This window comes from Streptomyces sp. WMMB 322, assembly GCF_900090145.1.
Taxonomy (GTDB): domain Bacteria; phylum Actinomycetota; class Actinomycetes; order Streptomycetales; family Streptomycetaceae; genus Streptomyces.
The window spans coordinates 87,130-102,612 of sequence record NZ_FMHI01000008.1 but is presented as its reverse complement, the minus strand read 5'-3'; the positions used below and the strand labels follow the sequence as shown (position 1 = coordinate 102,612).

Below are 15,483 nucleotides of genomic sequence, written 5' to 3'. Positions count from 1 at the left end.
CCTCGCCACCGGGCCGAGCGCTCCGGCCCGGCGCCGCGCAGCCCGAGCTGTGCCCGCCGGGCCGGGATCCACGCACGACAGCTCGCATCGCCACACCCGTCGGCCGCGGCTCCCGTCCACGCCCGGCGGGGCCACCCCCTGCTCCCGACCCAGGAGTTGCCATGCGACTTCGTACACACCGAAAACGATCGGTCACCTGCGCCGCCCTCCTGGCGCTCGCACTCGCGGCACCACTGACCGCCACCACCGCCAGCGCCTCTCCCCCGGACCGGCCGGCCGGCGCGACCGTCGACGAGGACATCAGGCAGTACGAGATCCACGGGCCGTCCACCCCCGCCGACCGCAGCGCGCTCGCCGCCACCGGGGTCTCGGTGGACGAGGTCCGCGACCACTCCGTCGTCGTCAGTGCCGATGCGGCGCAGGCCCGCAGCCTGCGCAAGCTCGGACACACGCTGAAGAAGCTCGCCGGGCCCCCGGCGCGCACCGGCGAACAGACCCGCAAACCAGGGGACTTCCCGCCCTCCGACTCCGGCTACCACAACTACGCCGAGGCGATGGCGGAGATCGACCAGCGCATCGAGCAGCATCCGTCCATCATGAGCAAGCAGGTCATCGGCAAGTCCTACGAGGGCCGGGACATCATCGCCGTCAAGATCAGCGACAACGTCGCCACCGACGAGGACGAGCCCGAAGTCCTCTTCACCCACCATCAGCACGCCCGCGAGCACCTCACCGTCGAAATGGCGCTCTACCTGCTGCGGGAGTTCGGCGAGGACTACGCGAGCGACTCCCGGATCGCCGACGCCGTCAACGGCCGCGAGATCTGGATCGTGCCCGACCTCAACCCGGACGGCGGCGAGTACGACATCGAATCCGGCTCCTACCGAAGCTGGCGCAAGAACCGGCAGCCCAACTCCGGCTCCAGCTCGGTGGGTACGGACCTGAACCGCAACTGGGCCTACAAGTTCGGCTGCTGCGGCGGCTCTTCGGGCAGCCCCGGCTCCGACACCTACCGGGGTCCGGCCGCCGAATCCGCGCCCGAGGTACAGGTCGTCGCCGACTTCGCACGCTCCCGGGTGGTCGGCGGCGAGCAGCAGATCAAGGCGGCCGTCGACTTCCACACCTACAGCGAACTGGTGCTGTGGCCCTACGGATACACCTACGACGACACCGCCGAAGGTCTCACCCAGGACGACCGCGACGCCTTCGCCGCCGTCGGCGAGAAGATGGCCGCCAGCAACGGCTACACCCCCGAGCAGTCCAGCGACCTCTACATCACGGACGGATCGATCGACGACTGGCTGTGGGGCGACCAGAAGATCTTCGGCTACACCTACGAGATGTATCCGCGGAGCTTCCTGGAGGGCGGCTTCTACCCGCCCGACGAGGTCATCGAGCGCGAGACGAGCCGCAACCGCGACGCGGTGCTCCAGCTCATCGAGAACGCCGACTGCATGTACCGCTCCATCGGCAAGGAGGCGGAGTACTGCGCGGAGGCGTGACGACCGGAGGGCGTTCCCGGAGGCCGTGCCACGCGAGGCGCGTGGCACGGCCTCCGGCCGCGTCCGGGCTTGCGGTGCCCGGCGGAGCACCCGGACGTTCGAGCAGTCTCTTCAGGAACCGGCTTGCCGACCCGTCCGCCGCCGGTGAAGACTGCCCGCCATGATCCTCCCGAAGGTCCGGGATCCTCGTTTCGTGACGATCCGCCGCGGTGGGACGCTCACTGATGCGGATCACCACCTCCTCGCTCTCTGGGCGGCGTCGTGCGCGGAGCACGTACTCGATCTCTTCGAGTCGGTCCGGCCCGAGGACGCACGGCCGCGCCAGGCGATCGAGCATGCCCGCGCCTGGGTGCGCGGCGAGGTCAGAATGATGCAGGCCCGCGCGGCGGGCGGCCACGCGATGGGCGCGGCCAGAGACCTGCGTGGGCCAGCCCGGCATGCCGCATACGCCGCCGGCCAGGCCGGGGCCGTCGCGCACGTCGCAGCACACGAACTCGGTGCGGCGGCCTATGCGATCAAGGCCGTACGTGCTGCCGCACCGGTCGGCGAGGCCGAGGCCGCGGGCAGGCTCGAGTGCCAGTGGCAACGTGATCAGCTGCCGGAAGCGATTCGCGAACTCGTACTCGACGACCAGCGGTTGCGGAACGACATCTGCTGGTCGGTGTTCGACTGCTGAGCGCACACCGGGGCCAGCGGCGGACCGGGCGCGGCGTGCCGCCGCTGGCGGCGGTCCGGACGGGTCCGACACCGCCCCGCGAGGAAGCGCGGGGCGTGAGGCGCGGCGGGGCAGGAGTCCGGGCCGACCCGCGCTCCGCATGCCTCCTCCAGCCGCATGAAGGGAGAAGGCATGCATGTCACGCACGCCGCCACTCGCAGTCACAGCGCTCGTTCACGGCCCGGCGGGCGTCAACGTGCTGCGGGCGATTGTCCCGTTCGGCAACCAGCTTCCGGCCCGGGGCGGGAGGGGCCCGCGAATGACGTCACCTGCGTCCCCGGGGCGGCCGAGTGTCGGCAGTGGGGGCGCCAGACGCCTGGCATGAGACCGAAGCCACCTTACGAGTGCGAATCGGGAGGGTCGGCCGACGAGCGGAGGAACAGCCAATTCCCCTTGGTCCCGAACGTCTGCCGGTAGTAACCGGCCTCATCGGCGATCCGATCCGCGTCCTTGTCCGTCAGCTTCGTGTACTTGACCGGGTTCAAACGGATGTGGCCGCGAACAGTGACAGCCCCCGAATGCAGATCCTTCAGGAAGATCTCCACCTGCTCCTCGTAGGAGAACTTCCGCATCTTCCAACCCTCGAAGAACGTGACGAAGATTGACGAAAGCACCAAGACGCCGGCGCCACCGATAGCCCACCAACCCCAACCACCGAACTCACCCCCCGCTACTGCGATCACCACTGCTGTCTCCACGGACAGTGCCATGAGAACTCCCAAGACAGACGGCTCGACGACGGTGGGCCGAAGGACGGCCCGCCCGCTGCCACCATCACCCGAACGTTTCCCTGATGTCCTCCCGGATCTGCTGAGCTGCCTGAAGCTCCTCCTCCTGTGGCGGCTCGGGAGGTGCGGTGAAGGAGACGCCGCCGGCGAACACCGTTGCCAGTTCGAGGAATTCGTCGCCGTGTTCCAAGTCCTCCGTCGCGAATGAGATGGAGACAGCTTCAGGGGTGTAGGGGAAGGCAAGCTGAAAGGTGACCGTGCGCACCCGTGACAGCGTGTCTTCCTCGATGCCGAACACCATCCCCGGGACAGCCATTTCGTGACCGGCAACGATGACGGCGGCCACTCCCGCCGGGAGCTCCACCAATCCCTGGTGCGTGCCCTTGGGGGGAGGGTCCTGAGATTCAAGGACACTGAGCGGATACAGGTGCGAGTCGCCCGGAGGACGTGGCACCACCGCGATCTGGCAGACGCCGGAGACCAGTTCGTCGTCGGTGCGCAGCAGGAACGAGCTGAAGTGCACGACTCCGTCGTCGACCAGCTTGGCGAGTGAGGCTTCGAAACTGAGGGCAGTGACTGCTATCTGTTCGGGCGTTGCGGAGGGATGGAGTTCCGACAGATCGGCGACAACCTGGTCGAACCGCTCCTCCGGCGGCTGCTCGAAGTCGATCGGACGAAACCCCTCGGGTATCCGGTACCAGAGGGGGATGGGCTCGGGGGCGAGCCCGGCGCTTTCAGTGGGAGCAGCCATCACAGTGCCCTCGCAATGGAAGAGACCTTCTTCAGCGGCCCTTCTACTAGTCCTCCGCCCACCACAATGTCGTTTGCAACCGTACCTTTGGTCGCAGCATCCGTTGTACCTTCACTGGAGTCCCACAGGGTCGCTGCTGTGGGGGCACCGAGCCCTCCCGTCAATACAGCTTGCGAGACCTCCGCGGTGGTACGAGCCGCTTCCGCAGAGGCACCTATGGCAGCGGTCCCCTTCTGCACCGTGATCCTGAATACAGGGTTCAATGGATCTGCCGCCTTCGAATACTCCTTGAAATGAGCGGCGCCGTTCCGTACTGCGTGCACTGCGCGGGAAGCACCGGTGGCCCCCTTCGCGGCTTCGCCTGCCTCCACTATCCCGCGGACGTTCTTCATCCCCGTGCCCACCAGTTTCGCGGCGTTGGCGCCACGGCCGGTAGCGATCGCCGCCTTGGCGCCCCGAACAGCGGGGCCCACACCGGGAACGGCTCCGAGCACATCTCCGCCGAGGGTTGCCCATTCGGACATGTTCTTGGACGTGGGTGGCCACATGTCCTTGCCCGCTTTCGCATACTGGTAGGCGTGCTGCCCTGCCGCGGCCAGGCTCAGGCCGATCGCGACCGGAGCGAGGACTGGCACGAAGATGGCGGCAATGCCTGCGATCGTGGCCGCGACCGTCAGGACATCGCCACCGTGTTTGTCCCACCAGTCCGAGATCTTCGACCACAACCCACCCTCCGGGGCGTGGTCCTCGGCGTGCTTGCGTATCTGGTCCGCGTGATCCTGAGCGGTGTCGGAGTGGTTGCGCTCCAACTTTTCCGCGGCGTCGATGAGTTCCTGGAGTTCCGCCTGGGCACGGTCCAGTCGGCTCCACGCCGACTGCACTTCGTTGTTGGCGGCATCAAGGCGGTGCTGCGCGCTGTCGAGTTCACCCTTGGTACTGAAGCTCTGCCCGGCAAGCTGAAGGTCGGGGTTCTTCCGCGCCGCGTCGTACTTCGACTGAGCAGCCCTTATCTGCTGCCGGGCCTTCTTCGCGTCCGCCTCGTAGTGCGCTGCCTTCGTCTTCATCCCGTCGAGCGAGTCGCTCCAGGACTGGATTTCCTTGCTGGCTCCTTGCAAAGAATCCTTGGCATCCGCAAGGTACTTGGGGAGATCGGCGATCTTGTCGACGAAGTTCTCCCGGGCCTTGCCCTTCCAGTGCGAGCTCTCTTTCGTCAAGGAATCCAGCAGGTCATGGGTTTCCTTGAGGGTCTTGGCCGTACCCTTGAGGTGCGTCGCGAGATTGGTCGCCAAACGCGGGTGTCCCGGTGTGGGATTCCAACCCAACCCGCTCCAGTCATCCGTCATTACCGCCCCCGTGTAGACTGCGTAAGACTCTTGTGGATCTCTGATTCTGTCTTCTCGTAATTCTTGAGAATCGCATCGATACCTTCTTCCAGGATCTCGATGCGCTTCTTCGTCTCGTTCAGCCCGTGCTCCCAGTCGTCCTCGAAGTCCTCACATGCACTATCGAGCGAGCGTTTGCCCAGATTCTTGGGACCGGTGTCCTTCATGCGCCGCAAGGATTCCTCGAGACGGTCCTTACTTTGGGTCAACTTCTTCTTGAGTTGACGCAATTCAGACAGGTCGACTTGGAAGTCGGCTTGTGCCACGTTCCCCCCGTTCCATACGCACTGAAGTTGTTACACAATCCAGAACCCGGTAGCCAACTCCCGGGGCATCGCGAATTACCTGGACCCGTCACTGGAGTCGGGGCGAAAGAACAGCCATTGGCCCTTGGTCCCGAACGTCTGCCGGTAGTACCCGGCTTCCTCGGCGATCCGATCCGCGTCCTTGTCTCTCAGCTTCGTGTACTTATGCGGGTTCAAGCCGATGTGGCCGCGGACGGTGACAGCCCCCGAACGTAGATCCTTCAGAAAGACCTCCACCTGCTCATCGTAGGAGAGCTTCCGCATCTTCCAGCCGTCCAGGAACGTGAAGAAGATAGACAGTACAAACAGGACGCCGAAGGCGCCGATAACCCACCAACCCCAACCGCCGAACTCACCCCCCGGTGGCGCTGCGATCACCACTGCTGTCTTCAAAGACGGTGCCATGTGAACTCCCAAGGCAGAGGACTGGACGACCGAGGGGTGATGGAAGGGCCGAGCATGTCCAGGGCAGGCGTCATCGCGCCCTCGGCACACAGTTGTGCGGCTGGCCCCGTTCGCGCAGCGTCATACAGCATCCGGCGACCGAACCCCCGTCCCCTGGTCGCGGCTGTCACTTCATAATCTCAGCCAACTCCGACCGTATCTCAGCATCGTGGGCACGTGTACGGCAGGGGCGGAGCCCTCCCGACTGCCCCGAGGGAAGCCTCATGTCTGGTCAACACCCGCCCATGCGCGTCGTGTTGAGGAGATATTCGGCTGCTGCTCAACGGGCGGTCTTCGGCACTTCCTCCCTCCGTGCACACTGAAGGACGCCCAAGCCGATGCGACCGACGACCCGACCTGTGCCGGCCGCACGACGAGGGCCACTCGTCACTAGGGGTGCCGGGCAGGCCCGGCCCCTAGTGACACGTTCATGGCGCTCAAAGCGCGGCGGGCCCTCCCGGAGGGCCCGCCGCGCGCAAACCTTCGGAGCCGGCGGGAGCGGTCCCGCCCGCGCTCAGACGACCTCGTAGGGCCGCATCATCTCGTTGTCCTCGTGCTCGAGGATGTGGCAGTGCCAGACGTAACGCCCTCGCTTGTCGAAAAACGCCTTGACCCGGGTGACCTGACCGGGCGGCACCTGCACGGTGTCCTTCGGGCCCCTGTCGCCGGGGCCGGGCGGCTCAGCCGTGCCCACCTGGATGTTCGAGAGGGCACCGGTCTCAGGGTCCTGGTCCGCGGTGAAGGGCGCGCTGTCCAGCACCTGGAACTGCACCAGATGCAGGTGGATCGGGTGAGTGTCGGCGGTGGTGTTGAAGATTTCCCAGATCTCCGCCGTGTTCAGTGCCGGGTTCTCCGTGATCGGCTCTGTCCACGACAGTGCGCCCCGCTCCACCGTGCCCAGCAGCGGGAGGATCCTGCCGTAGCTGCCGGTGGTCTCGAACAGCAGCAGACGGCGAGTGCGCGCCGTCCGCTCGTCCACCCGGAACGGTGCTTTGCGCAGGGTTTTCGGCAGGTGCGGCTCCGGCACCTGCCGCGACAGGGGTCTGCTGACCCGGAACTGAAGGATCTGGTCAGCGGGCGGGGCGACCGGGTCTCCGTCGGGGAAGGGTGTCGGCGCGTCGTTGGTGACCGTGAACTCCGATCCGCGCATCCCTCGGAAGTCGGCGATCAGCTCCACTCGCTCTCCCGGGGAGATCACGAGGGGGCCGTCGAGCGGGAACGGCCGGTTCAGGAAGCCGCCGTCAGAGGCGATCTGCGTGACCGGGAAGGGCCAGGACCCGTCGACGGAGAGACGGTAGAAACGCGAGTTCGAACCGTTGAGCAGGCGCAGCCGGTACTGGCGGGGCTCCACTTCGAAGTAGGGCCACGCCTTTCCGTTGACGAGGACGACCTGACCGAAGAACTCGGGCTGGATGGAGGGCCCGCCCGGCCAGTCCGGGGCATCGGCGGGAACGTTCGGGTAGGCCAGACGCCCGTCGGGGTAGAACGTCCGGTCCTGGAGCACCAGCTCGACCTCGTACGGACCGCTGGGGAGCTTGTGGTGCTCGATCAGCGAGAGTTCGTGACGGTCGCGCAGGAAGTAGAAACCGGCGAGACCGGCGTAGACGTTGAGCCGGGTGATGCCCAGGGTGTGGTCGTGGTACCAGAGCGTGGCGGCTTCCTGGCTGTTCTCGTAGGAGAACCGGGTCCCCCCGAAACGGGGACCCTGAGTGCCGTCGGCGGTGTACCAGGCCTCGGGGTAGCCGTCGCTCCGGGAGGCGGAATGCCCGCCGTGCAGGTGCGTCACGACCGGCACACCATTCCTCGCGATGGTGTATTGGGTGTCCTGATAGGCCCAGTGGATCGTGGTGTCCACCGGCAGCAGGTGCCGGAAGGGCAGGTGGTTGGCCCAGTGGACGTGGACGGGCCGGTCCTTGCGCGCCACGAGGGTCGGACCGGGTGTGCTGACGGAACCCCCGCCGCCGCGAGTGTGTTTGTTCGTCCCGAATCCCCAGACGGGGGTGGTGAGTCCCAGTCCGCCACCGAGCAGGTCCTGGACCGCCGGGCTCATCCTCAGCGTCCGGGTGCCGCCTGCCGTGAGGTCGACACGTGAGGGGCGCGGCAACGCGTTGACGAAGCGCGGGATGGCGGAGGCGTCGGCGATCGGGGTGAGATACAAGGGGTCGGTGACCGACGGGAGTCTCCGCCGTGGGGCCGCTTCGGCCGTCCCGGCCGCTGTGGCGGCTTCGATGCCTGGGAGGAGCAAAGCACCCCCTACGGTCGTGCCGGCTTGGATGAAGCCTCTTCTGTCCACTGTTCCTCTTCCGTCCGATGGTCGGGGTCATCAGATGACTATCACGACAAATCAGACATTCGAGGCGAGCGGGTGAGGGTGGCTCATACGGACGGACGACCCGTCAGGAGGACGGTACGGAGTGGCACGTCACGCGTCAGTCGTGGGGCGGTCCCCGCCCCACGACCGTGCGGCTCAGTCGAGCTCGCCTACCGCCATCGCGAGGAACCCGGCCCAGGCCTCGGGAGGTACGGCGAGCACGGGTCCGGCCGGGACCTTCGAGTCCCGGACGCACACCGACTCGGGTACGGCGGCGACCTCTACACACTCGCCGCCTTCACCACTGCTGTAGCTGCTCTTGAGCCAGGCCGACTCCGGCACAGGAGACATGCGCATTCCGATGCTCATTCCACTCCCAGCAAGTCTTCGATGAACGCCAGCGAGTCACTTGGTGTCAACGCCTGTGCCCTGAGGATGCCGTACTGTTCCTCGATCTCCCTGACCGTTGCCCGGTCGGTATGGAGACGGCTGTCTCGCTGGACCTCGACGTAGGCCATCCTCCGTTCGTCCCGGGTCTCGATCAAGGTGAACGGTCCTGCCAGTCCGCAATGATCTGTGCGGTCGTTGGGCATGACCTGCACTTCCACATTGCGGCGAGGTGCCACCAGCATCAAGTGCTCCAACTGACCGCGCAGGACGGCTGAACCGCCGATGGGACGTCGAAGAATCGACTCCTCGACCACGAAGCTCAGCGTCGGCATCGGCTTGCGCGAGAAGATGTCCTGCCTCGCGAGCCTCGCAGCGACTCGCTGTTCCACGGTCTCTTCTTCAAGCAACGGGCGTCGCATTCCGAAGACGGACCTCGCGTATTCCTCGGTCTGGAGCAAGCCGGGGATCGCCTGGCTCGCGTACGCGTGCAAGGCAACTGCCTCGGCCTCCAGCCGCGCCGCGTCCCGGAAGAACGCCGGGTACTGGGCCCGTGCGACCTCCTCCTTCAGTGCGGTCAACACGCCCCCGGCGCCGAGCACTTCGTCCGCTCGGTCGATGAAGCGCGGCGGGGGAATCCGCCGACCCTGCTCGAAGGAGGCGACCGACTGCGGCGCGTAGCCCGTGCGCCTGCCGAACTCCGCCCGGTCCAGGCCCGCTCGAGTCCTCAGGAGCTTCAACTGCCGTCCGAACGCGACGACCACACCCGTCCCCGGCTCGCCTTCCGGGCTCGCCCCGACAACGTCTCCCCGCCCGGCTTCACGCTCGGCCTCACCCTGAGTCATCGGCACCTTCCGCCCCATCGGCGACCACTCCCCCGCTCAACGCCGTGCCGCCCGCCGCCGTCACGCCGCCTGCCGCGTACAACGCCCCGCACCTGCGCGTACAACGACCGGCTCGCAGCGCGTCACCACTGGTCACGCTACGCCACCGGCGGGAGCGTTGCGGCCATGACCGATGAGACAGTTCCACCGCCCCACGCAGCGCAAGTCCCGGCTCTCGTGGGCCACTTCACGATGCGGTTCAGTTCCACGCCGCGCGGTGCGCGACTCGCCCGCCGACTGACCGGGAACCGGCTGGAGACGTGGGGCATCCCGTACGGCGGCACCGCGCACGACGAGCTCGTACTCGTCGTCGACGAGCTCGCGGCCAACGCAGTCCAGCACGGCCGGGTCTCCGGGCGTGACTTCCGTCTGACGCTGACGGCTCTCGGGAGCACGGTGCGCGTCGAGGTCACCGACACCCGCGCCGAGAGCATGCCGGTGACCGCCCTGCCCTCCGAGGACCGGGAGGGCGGCAGAGGGCTGTTGCTCGTCGCCGCGCTCGCTGCCCGCTGGGGCTGGCGTCCGCGTCGCGACGGCCCGGGCAAGACCGTATGGGCGGAGTACGAACTGGCTGTCTTCAGCTGAACTGCACCTGGCCCGTAGCGAGTTCGCCATTCGACCGGCGCTTCCCGGACGGGCCCGGCCCGGCTGCGGTCACGGAAAGCCGTAGGGCGGCACTCTCCGGGGCGGCCCGCCCCCTGCGGACAGCGCGCGGCTCATGAGGGCCGCCCTCCGAACTGCCAACTGCGGACCTCGACTTCTGCGTACCGGTCCGAGGCGAGGACAGCGCGTGCCTTCTCGGGGTCCGGTGCCCGGACCAGCGCCGCTGTGCCCAGCCATGTGGTTGCGTCGTCGGACAGCAGGGGTCCGTAGGCGATGAGTTCGTCCCGGTCGGACGGCACGGTGACGTCGGCGGCCTCGCCCGAGCCCAGGCCGAGCACCAGAAACCGGTCGCCGCCGGTCCGGCCACCGGGGAATTCCCACATCGTGCGCCCCAGCAGGTTGCGCCACCGTCGCAACAGCACATCCCGGTACACGCCGGCCTGGTAGCCCGGCTCGTCGAAGGCGAACGCGCGGGCGGCTGCCGGGCCGGCGAGGTCGACGATGTGCACGCTGCCGGTGGGCAGTCCGTCCGCGCCGGAAAGGGTCGGCCCTCGGGCGATCATCTCCGACGCATACCCATCCATGTACGACCAGTGCTGTTCCAGCAGCTCCTCGCGCAGCGCCAGCGAGCCGGGCCGGTCACGGTGGTAGCAGAAGAACTCCATACCGGCAGTCTTCCGGGCTCCGTGACCGAGGTACAGCAGTTATCGGTGGGCCGGTCCCGACGACCAAGCCTGCGAGGCGATGGCTGCCCAGCGGTGACGGGACGCGGCACGCGGGACGACCTTCGGTCACCGTCTTGACCGGTGCCCTTCCTCCTGACCTCCGGGACTTCGACCGTTCTAGGGTTCGGTGCATGGAGATCACCGTGCGGCCGGCTGTCGGCAGGGACCTGGCATCGCTACTTGCTCTCTACCGCGAGCTGAACCCTGACGACGCGCCCCTGTCGCAGGAGTCAGCCGATGCCATATGGACCGGAATCGCCGAACAGCAGGGGCGCACCGTACTGGTCGCCGAGGTGGCCGGTGCTGTCGTCGGCACGGCGGACTGCATGGTCCTGCCGAACCTCACCCGGGGCGGCCGGGCCATCCTGTTCGTGGAGAACGTCGTGGTCGACGGCTCCAGCCGACGGCGAGGCGTGGGACAACGGTTGATGGAGGCCACCGTGCACCTGGGCGAGTCGGCCGGCTGCTACAAAGTGCAGTTGCTGGCAGCGGACGACGAGTACGTGCACACGTTCTACGAGTCCTGCGGCTTCAAGCCTCTGGCACAGGGCTTCCGGCGCTACATCGAGCAGAACTCGCCAAGCAGGACAGTGGTTTGACAGCGATTCTCCTGCTGTCCCGGTCCCCCGTGGCGATACCTCGGCGGACCCCACCTGTGGTCGCTTGCCGCCACGTCACGCGGGCTGGTCACCGGAATCGGCCGGGCTAGGCACAGTTTCCCGCTCTCGAAAGCCTGCCCGGTGACAGCCGGCCCTTTGCTTCGGAATTCAACTGGTTTTCTCCCTGCCGTCGTTCGAAAAGCGGGATGTGCGCCAGGGGCGTGCAAGAAGGTCTCACGCAGCCTCAACGAGGGCGTTCATATAAAACGCATTCACCCCCGAATACCGAATGCACCAACACGGCCTTGCTCCTGCATTTCACAACCAGGGAGCATGCACAGAAGGGCGTAATCGGCTGGGGGTATTCCCGATGCATCGGCTGCGCGTCCGAACAGGCATAGCAGGAACGCTTGTTGACGGGCGCTCACGTACGCCCTTCAATTCCTTACGGAAGACGGGACCTCGCATGAAGACCACATGCAAACGTGGTGGCCTGAGCGCCGCCCTCGGTCTGGCTCTGGGCCTGGCACTCCTGCCCGCTGGACAAGCACAGGCCGCAACCTACGTCCCCTGCAACGACATTCCCGCCCTCGTCGGCGCCGTCAACCAATCCAACGCCACCGGCGCGAGTATCACGCTCGCCACCGGCTGCACCTACGTCCTCACCGACCCCGACAACGGCGAAAACGGCCTCCCCCTGATCACCGGCACCGTCCGGATCACCTCGAACGGAGCCACCATTCAACGCTCGGCCGGCGCCACCGACGACTTTCGCATCTTCGAAGTCGCAGAAAGCGGCACCCTCAGCCTGACCAGCACCTCCGTCAGCGGCGGGAAACTCACATCCACGGACGGCGGAGGCATCCTCAACAGCGGCACGCTCCGCCTCGCCAGCGGCAGCGTCACCGACAACGAGGCCGGGAGCGGCGGAGGCATCTACAACCAGGAAGGCCGCCTCTCTCTCAACCAGACCACAGTCGAAAACAACGAGGCCACTGACACCTACGGGGGCGGGATCCGCAACGACGCAGGCACGATGACGATGTCGGGAGGAGCGCTGCGCAACAACACCGCCGCATCCGACGGCGGCGGCCTTGAGAACTATCCCACGGCCAACGCCACCTTCACCGGCACCACTGTCACCGGCAACACCAGCGGCGGTCTCGGCGGTGGAATCGACAACTATGACCCGTCGACACTGCGCGTCACCTCCGGCACCATCAGCAACAACCAAGCTGAATTCGGCGGCGGCATCTACAACTCCGACAGCACTGCGACGCTCGTCGGCGCCCGCGTCATCAACAACACCGCTACCGGGGGTCCCGGAAGCGGCGGCGGCATCTACGAGGATGGTGGCGCGGTGAGCCTCACCGGCGGTGAAGTCACCGGCAACACACCGGAGAACTGCGCACCCCCCGGGAGCGTCCCCGGCTGCATCGACCCCCCGCAGCAGGGGGATCCGGTCCCCCCGCCACCGCGCCCGGACAAGTAGGCGCACCGCACCAGGCACAGCACCTGACCCAGGCACGCACCGCAACGACCCACGGCACCGGGAGATGCCGTACTCGTTCGGCGCGAGTGCTGAACACCGATGCCTGAGCGCTGCCGCAGCCGATGAGGCAGTCGGCACATCATGGCTCCTGTGGGTCCGCGGGGCCGCTTCCACGGACCCACAGGAGTGCGGACCTTCCATGACTGCCGGAAAGGAGACACCCGCTGGTACCACGCTCCGGCAGGACTCGGAGACAGTGCTGACCAGGCCCGAAAAGCGAGACCTTGCTCCATGTACTACCGTGTACTACATGGAAGCCACTGCTCGAGAGTTCAACCAGAATTCCTCACGCATCCTTGCCGCAGCAGAAGCCGGTGAGACCATCACGGTCACCAAGAACGGGCGCCCGGTGGCCATAGTGCGTCCCTTCGAGGAGACCGAAGTCCCGCCCTACCCCGCCGGCCCCATGGGAGACATCGAACTTCCGTCCCTGGACCTGCCCGAGGTGACCAACGACGAAATCGAGGAGACCCTGCGAGGCATGGGCTCGTGACCGATGTAGTCATCGCTGACACAAACGCTTTGTACCGCCTCCTGGACCCGCGTCTCGCCGGTCACGAAGAGCACAGAAAAGCACTGGGGAGAATTCGACACCTTGTGGTCTCCCCACTGGTGCTGGGTGAGCTCGATTGCCTCGTCTCGACGAGGGCCGGAGCCCACAAGGCAATCACCGCGCTGCGGTTCGTCGATCGGTACGTCGCCACCCGACGGTTCGAAATCGCGGAGATCGGACCGCACATGGGCACCGCCCTGGCCGTCCTCGAGGGCTACCGGGACGCGGATCAGGGCAGGGGCGTCGGCCTTGCGGACGCGATGAACGTGGCGTTGGCTGCCGCATACCGTACGGACTCGATCTTCACCACGGACCGGCATTTCCGCGTAATGGTTCCTCTCACCGGCCATGCAGCATTCCGCCTGTTGCCCGAGGACATGTAGGGAATGGCTCGCCGACGACAGCACGTCGGTCCAGCCCCTCCCTGGGAGGACCACGGAGCGGCCCGACTTCGTGCCGCAGCGGCGAGGCGCCCGGTCCGAGGGGCCGGCAGGCGGCGGTGGCGCCGCCTGCCGGTTCGAGACCGGCGGGGCCGGGCCCCGGCCCGGCCCGGCCCGGCCCCGTCAAAGGTCTCCTCGTCTCAGACCCCCGCCGCCTGCGGACGCGCACCGGAGCCGGAAGAGGACCCCGCGTCGTCCAGCGCCCGGAGGATGTTCTCCACGCTCTGCTTCGCATCGCCGAAGAGCATGCTGGTGTTCTCGCGGAAGAACAGCGGGTTCTGGACTCCCGCGTATCCGGATGCCATCGACCGCTTGAAGACGATGACGTTCTCCGCCTCCCAGGCGTGCAGCACCGGCATGCCCGCGATCGGGCTGGTCGGGTCCTCGGCCGCGGCCGGATTGACGGTGTCGTTGGCACCGATCACCAGCACGACCGAGGTCTCCGGGAAGTCGTCGTTGATCTCGTCCAGTTCGAGCACGACGTCGTAGGGCACCTTCGCCTCGGCCAGCAGGACGTTCATGTGTCCCGGCAGGCGCCCGGCGACCGGGTGGATGCCGAAGCGGACTTCCACGCCGCGTTCGCGCAGCGTGCGGGTCAGCTCCGCCACGGGGTGCTGGGCCTGTGCGACGGCCATGCCGTAGCCGGGCGTGATGATCACGGAGCTGGCGGCGCCGAGGAGTTCGGCGGCCTCCTCCGCGCTCGTCTCACGGTGCTCGCCCTGCTCGGCGTCGCCACTGGAGGGAGCCTCGATGCCGAACCCGCCGGCGATCACCGAGATGAACGAGCGGTTCATTCCCTTGCACATGATGTACGACAGGTAGGCACCGGAGGAGCCGACGAGCGCCCCGGTGACGATGAGGAGGTTGCTGTTGAGGAGGAAACCGGCAGCGGCCGCGGCCCATCCCGAGTAGCTGTTGAGCATCGAGACCACGACCGGCATGTCACCGCCGCCGATGGCGGCGACGAGGTGCAGGCCGAGGGCGAGCGCGAGCACGGTCACGGCGATCATCAGGCCCAGGCTGGGGGTGATGGTGAACCAGACCGTCAGGACCAGGAACGCGGCGAGCGCACCGAGGTTGAGCGCGTTCTTGCCCGGCAGCATCAGCGGCTGGGACTTGATGCGCGCGGAAAGCTTGAGGAACGCGACGACCGAGCCGGTGAAGGTGACGGCACCGATGAAGATCCCGATGAACACCTCGGCGTGGTGGATTCCCAGGAGTTCGGCGGGGACGACGTGCTGGGCGTCGCCCTTCGCCTCGACCTCGAAGTAGCTGTTCCAGCCGACCAGCACCGCGGCGACGCCGACGAAGCTGTGCAGGATCGCGATGAGTTCGGGCATCTCGGTCATCGCCACGAGACGCGCGCGCCACAGTCCCGCGACGGCGCCGATCGCCATGGCGACCAGGATCAGGACGGTGGCGGTGGCGGAGATCTCCCGCGCGGCGAGAACCACGGTGGCGAGCAGCGCCATCGCCATGCCGGCGATCCCGAAGCCGATCCCGGCACGTGCCGTGCGGTGCTGCGAGAGCCCGGCCAGGCTGAGGATGAACAGAAGGGCCGCTACGAGATCCGCGGCCTGTGCAGACGTGGTGGCAGTCATG

At 67.1% G+C, this 15,483-nt stretch carries 17 protein-coding genes; 7 read left to right on the top strand and 10 right to left on the bottom strand.

The genetic code is table 11. The annotated features are described in order from the left end of the window. The first annotated feature begins 161 nt into the window (after positions 1-161). Together H180DRAFT_RS14990 and H180DRAFT_RS14985 are read left to right on the top strand one after the other, a co-directional pair. On the top strand, positions 162-1,502 hold the full coding sequence (locus H180DRAFT_RS14990; RefSeq protein WP_055486562.1) for a M14 family metallopeptidase: 1,341 nt from the start codon (positions 162-164) through the stop codon (positions 1,500-1,502). A gap of 160 nt (positions 1,503-1,662) precedes the next feature. Further along, positions 1,663-2,178, top strand: coding sequence for a putative immunity protein (locus tag H180DRAFT_RS14985; protein ID WP_055486561.1), 516 nt, complete (start codon positions 1,663-1,665; stop codon positions 2,176-2,178). Positions 2,179-2,555: 377 nt separating this feature from the next. Here H180DRAFT_RS14985 and H180DRAFT_RS14980 read toward each other — a convergent pair whose 3' ends face one another. The 8 genes from H180DRAFT_RS14980 to H180DRAFT_RS14945 all read right to left on the bottom strand — a co-directional run bounded on the left by H180DRAFT_RS14980 (position 2,556) and on the right by H180DRAFT_RS14945 (position 9,370). Further along, entirely contained in the window at positions 2,556-2,927 is a 372-nt protein-coding gene (locus tag H180DRAFT_RS14980; protein ID WP_139151392.1) for a hypothetical protein, read from the bottom strand. Between the two features lie 64 nt (positions 2,928-2,991). Then, entirely contained in the window at positions 2,992-3,696 is a 705-nt protein-coding gene (locus H180DRAFT_RS14975; RefSeq protein WP_055486559.1) for a hypothetical protein, read from the bottom strand. Next, entirely contained in the window at positions 3,696-4,985 is a 1,290-nt protein-coding gene (locus H180DRAFT_RS14970; protein ID WP_055486558.1) for a putative T7SS-secreted protein, read from the bottom strand. Before H180DRAFT_RS14970 ends, H180DRAFT_RS14975 begins: the two co-directional genes overlap by 1 nt. Positions 4,986-5,038: 53 nt before the next feature. Further along, positions 5,039-5,344 carry a hypothetical protein gene (locus tag H180DRAFT_RS14965; RefSeq protein WP_074466822.1) on the bottom strand — a complete coding sequence of 102 codons (306 nt, stop codon included), beginning with the start codon at positions 5,342-5,344 and terminating at the stop codon, positions 5,039-5,041. A gap of 75 nt (positions 5,345-5,419) precedes the next feature. Next, on the bottom strand, positions 5,420-5,788 hold the full coding sequence (locus tag H180DRAFT_RS14960; RefSeq protein WP_139151391.1) for a hypothetical protein: 369 nt from the start codon (positions 5,786-5,788) through the stop codon (positions 5,420-5,422). A 553-nt stretch (positions 5,789-6,341) separates the two neighbouring features. Continuing rightward, the gene (locus H180DRAFT_RS14955) at positions 6,342-8,072 is read right to left on the bottom strand and encodes a multicopper oxidase family protein (protein ID WP_055486555.1); all 1,731 of its coding nucleotides are present in this window, start codon (positions 8,070-8,072) and stop codon (positions 6,342-6,344) included. 222 nt (positions 8,073-8,294) lie between these two features. Next, a complete protein-coding gene (locus tag H180DRAFT_RS14950) occupies positions 8,295-8,507 on the bottom strand; it encodes a DUF397 domain-containing protein (protein ID WP_368073124.1) in 213 nt (70 codons plus the stop codon). Then, a complete protein-coding gene (locus tag H180DRAFT_RS14945; RefSeq protein ID WP_055486695.1) occupies positions 8,504-9,370 on the bottom strand; it encodes a helix-turn-helix domain-containing protein in 867 nt (288 codons plus the stop codon). Before H180DRAFT_RS14945 ends, H180DRAFT_RS14950 begins: the two co-directional genes overlap by 4 nt. Before the next feature lie 165 nt (positions 9,371-9,535). On the opposite strand from H180DRAFT_RS14945, the gene H180DRAFT_RS14940 reads away from it, so the two are divergent. After that, positions 9,536-9,994 (top strand): ATP-binding protein, encoded by a 459-nt coding sequence (locus tag H180DRAFT_RS14940; protein ID WP_055486553.1) that lies wholly within the window; start codon positions 9,536-9,538, stop codon positions 9,992-9,994. 131 nt (positions 9,995-10,125) lie between these two features. Here H180DRAFT_RS14940 and H180DRAFT_RS14935 read toward each other — a convergent pair whose 3' ends face one another. After that, on the bottom strand, positions 10,126-10,677 hold the full coding sequence (locus tag H180DRAFT_RS14935) for a YciI family protein (protein WP_055486552.1): 552 nt from the start codon (positions 10,675-10,677) through the stop codon (positions 10,126-10,128). Between the two features lie 191 nt (positions 10,678-10,868). Between H180DRAFT_RS14935 and H180DRAFT_RS14930 the strand changes: the two genes are divergently transcribed. The 4 genes from H180DRAFT_RS14930 (at position 10,869) to H180DRAFT_RS14915 (ending at position 13,824) form a co-directional block, all read left to right on the top strand. Then, positions 10,869-11,336, top strand: coding sequence for a GNAT family N-acetyltransferase (locus H180DRAFT_RS14930; protein WP_055486551.1), 468 nt, complete (start codon positions 10,869-10,871; stop codon positions 11,334-11,336). Positions 11,337-11,802: 466 nt separating this feature from the next. Beyond that, on the top strand, positions 11,803-12,828 hold the full coding sequence (locus H180DRAFT_RS14925) for a hypothetical protein (protein WP_055486550.1): 1,026 nt from the start codon (positions 11,803-11,805) through the stop codon (positions 12,826-12,828). Positions 12,829-13,138: 310 nt separating this feature from the next. Beyond that, positions 13,139-13,381, top strand: coding sequence for a type II toxin-antitoxin system Phd/YefM family antitoxin (locus H180DRAFT_RS14920; RefSeq protein ID WP_055486694.1), 243 nt, complete (start codon positions 13,139-13,141; stop codon positions 13,379-13,381). Continuing rightward, positions 13,378-13,824 carry a PIN domain-containing protein gene (locus H180DRAFT_RS14915; protein WP_055486549.1) on the top strand — a complete coding sequence of 149 codons (447 nt, stop codon included), beginning with the start codon at positions 13,378-13,380 and terminating at the stop codon, positions 13,822-13,824. The genes H180DRAFT_RS14920 and H180DRAFT_RS14915 overlap by 4 nt, the downstream gene beginning before the upstream one ends. A 197-nt stretch (positions 13,825-14,021) precedes the next feature. Here the strand turns inward: H180DRAFT_RS14915 and pntB are convergent, their stop codons facing one another. Next, on the bottom strand, positions 14,022-15,482 hold the full coding sequence (gene pntB, locus H180DRAFT_RS14910; protein ID WP_055486548.1) for a Re/Si-specific NAD(P)(+) transhydrogenase subunit beta: 1,461 nt from the start codon (positions 15,480-15,482) through the stop codon (positions 14,022-14,024). Position 15,483 lies beyond the last annotated feature (1 nt).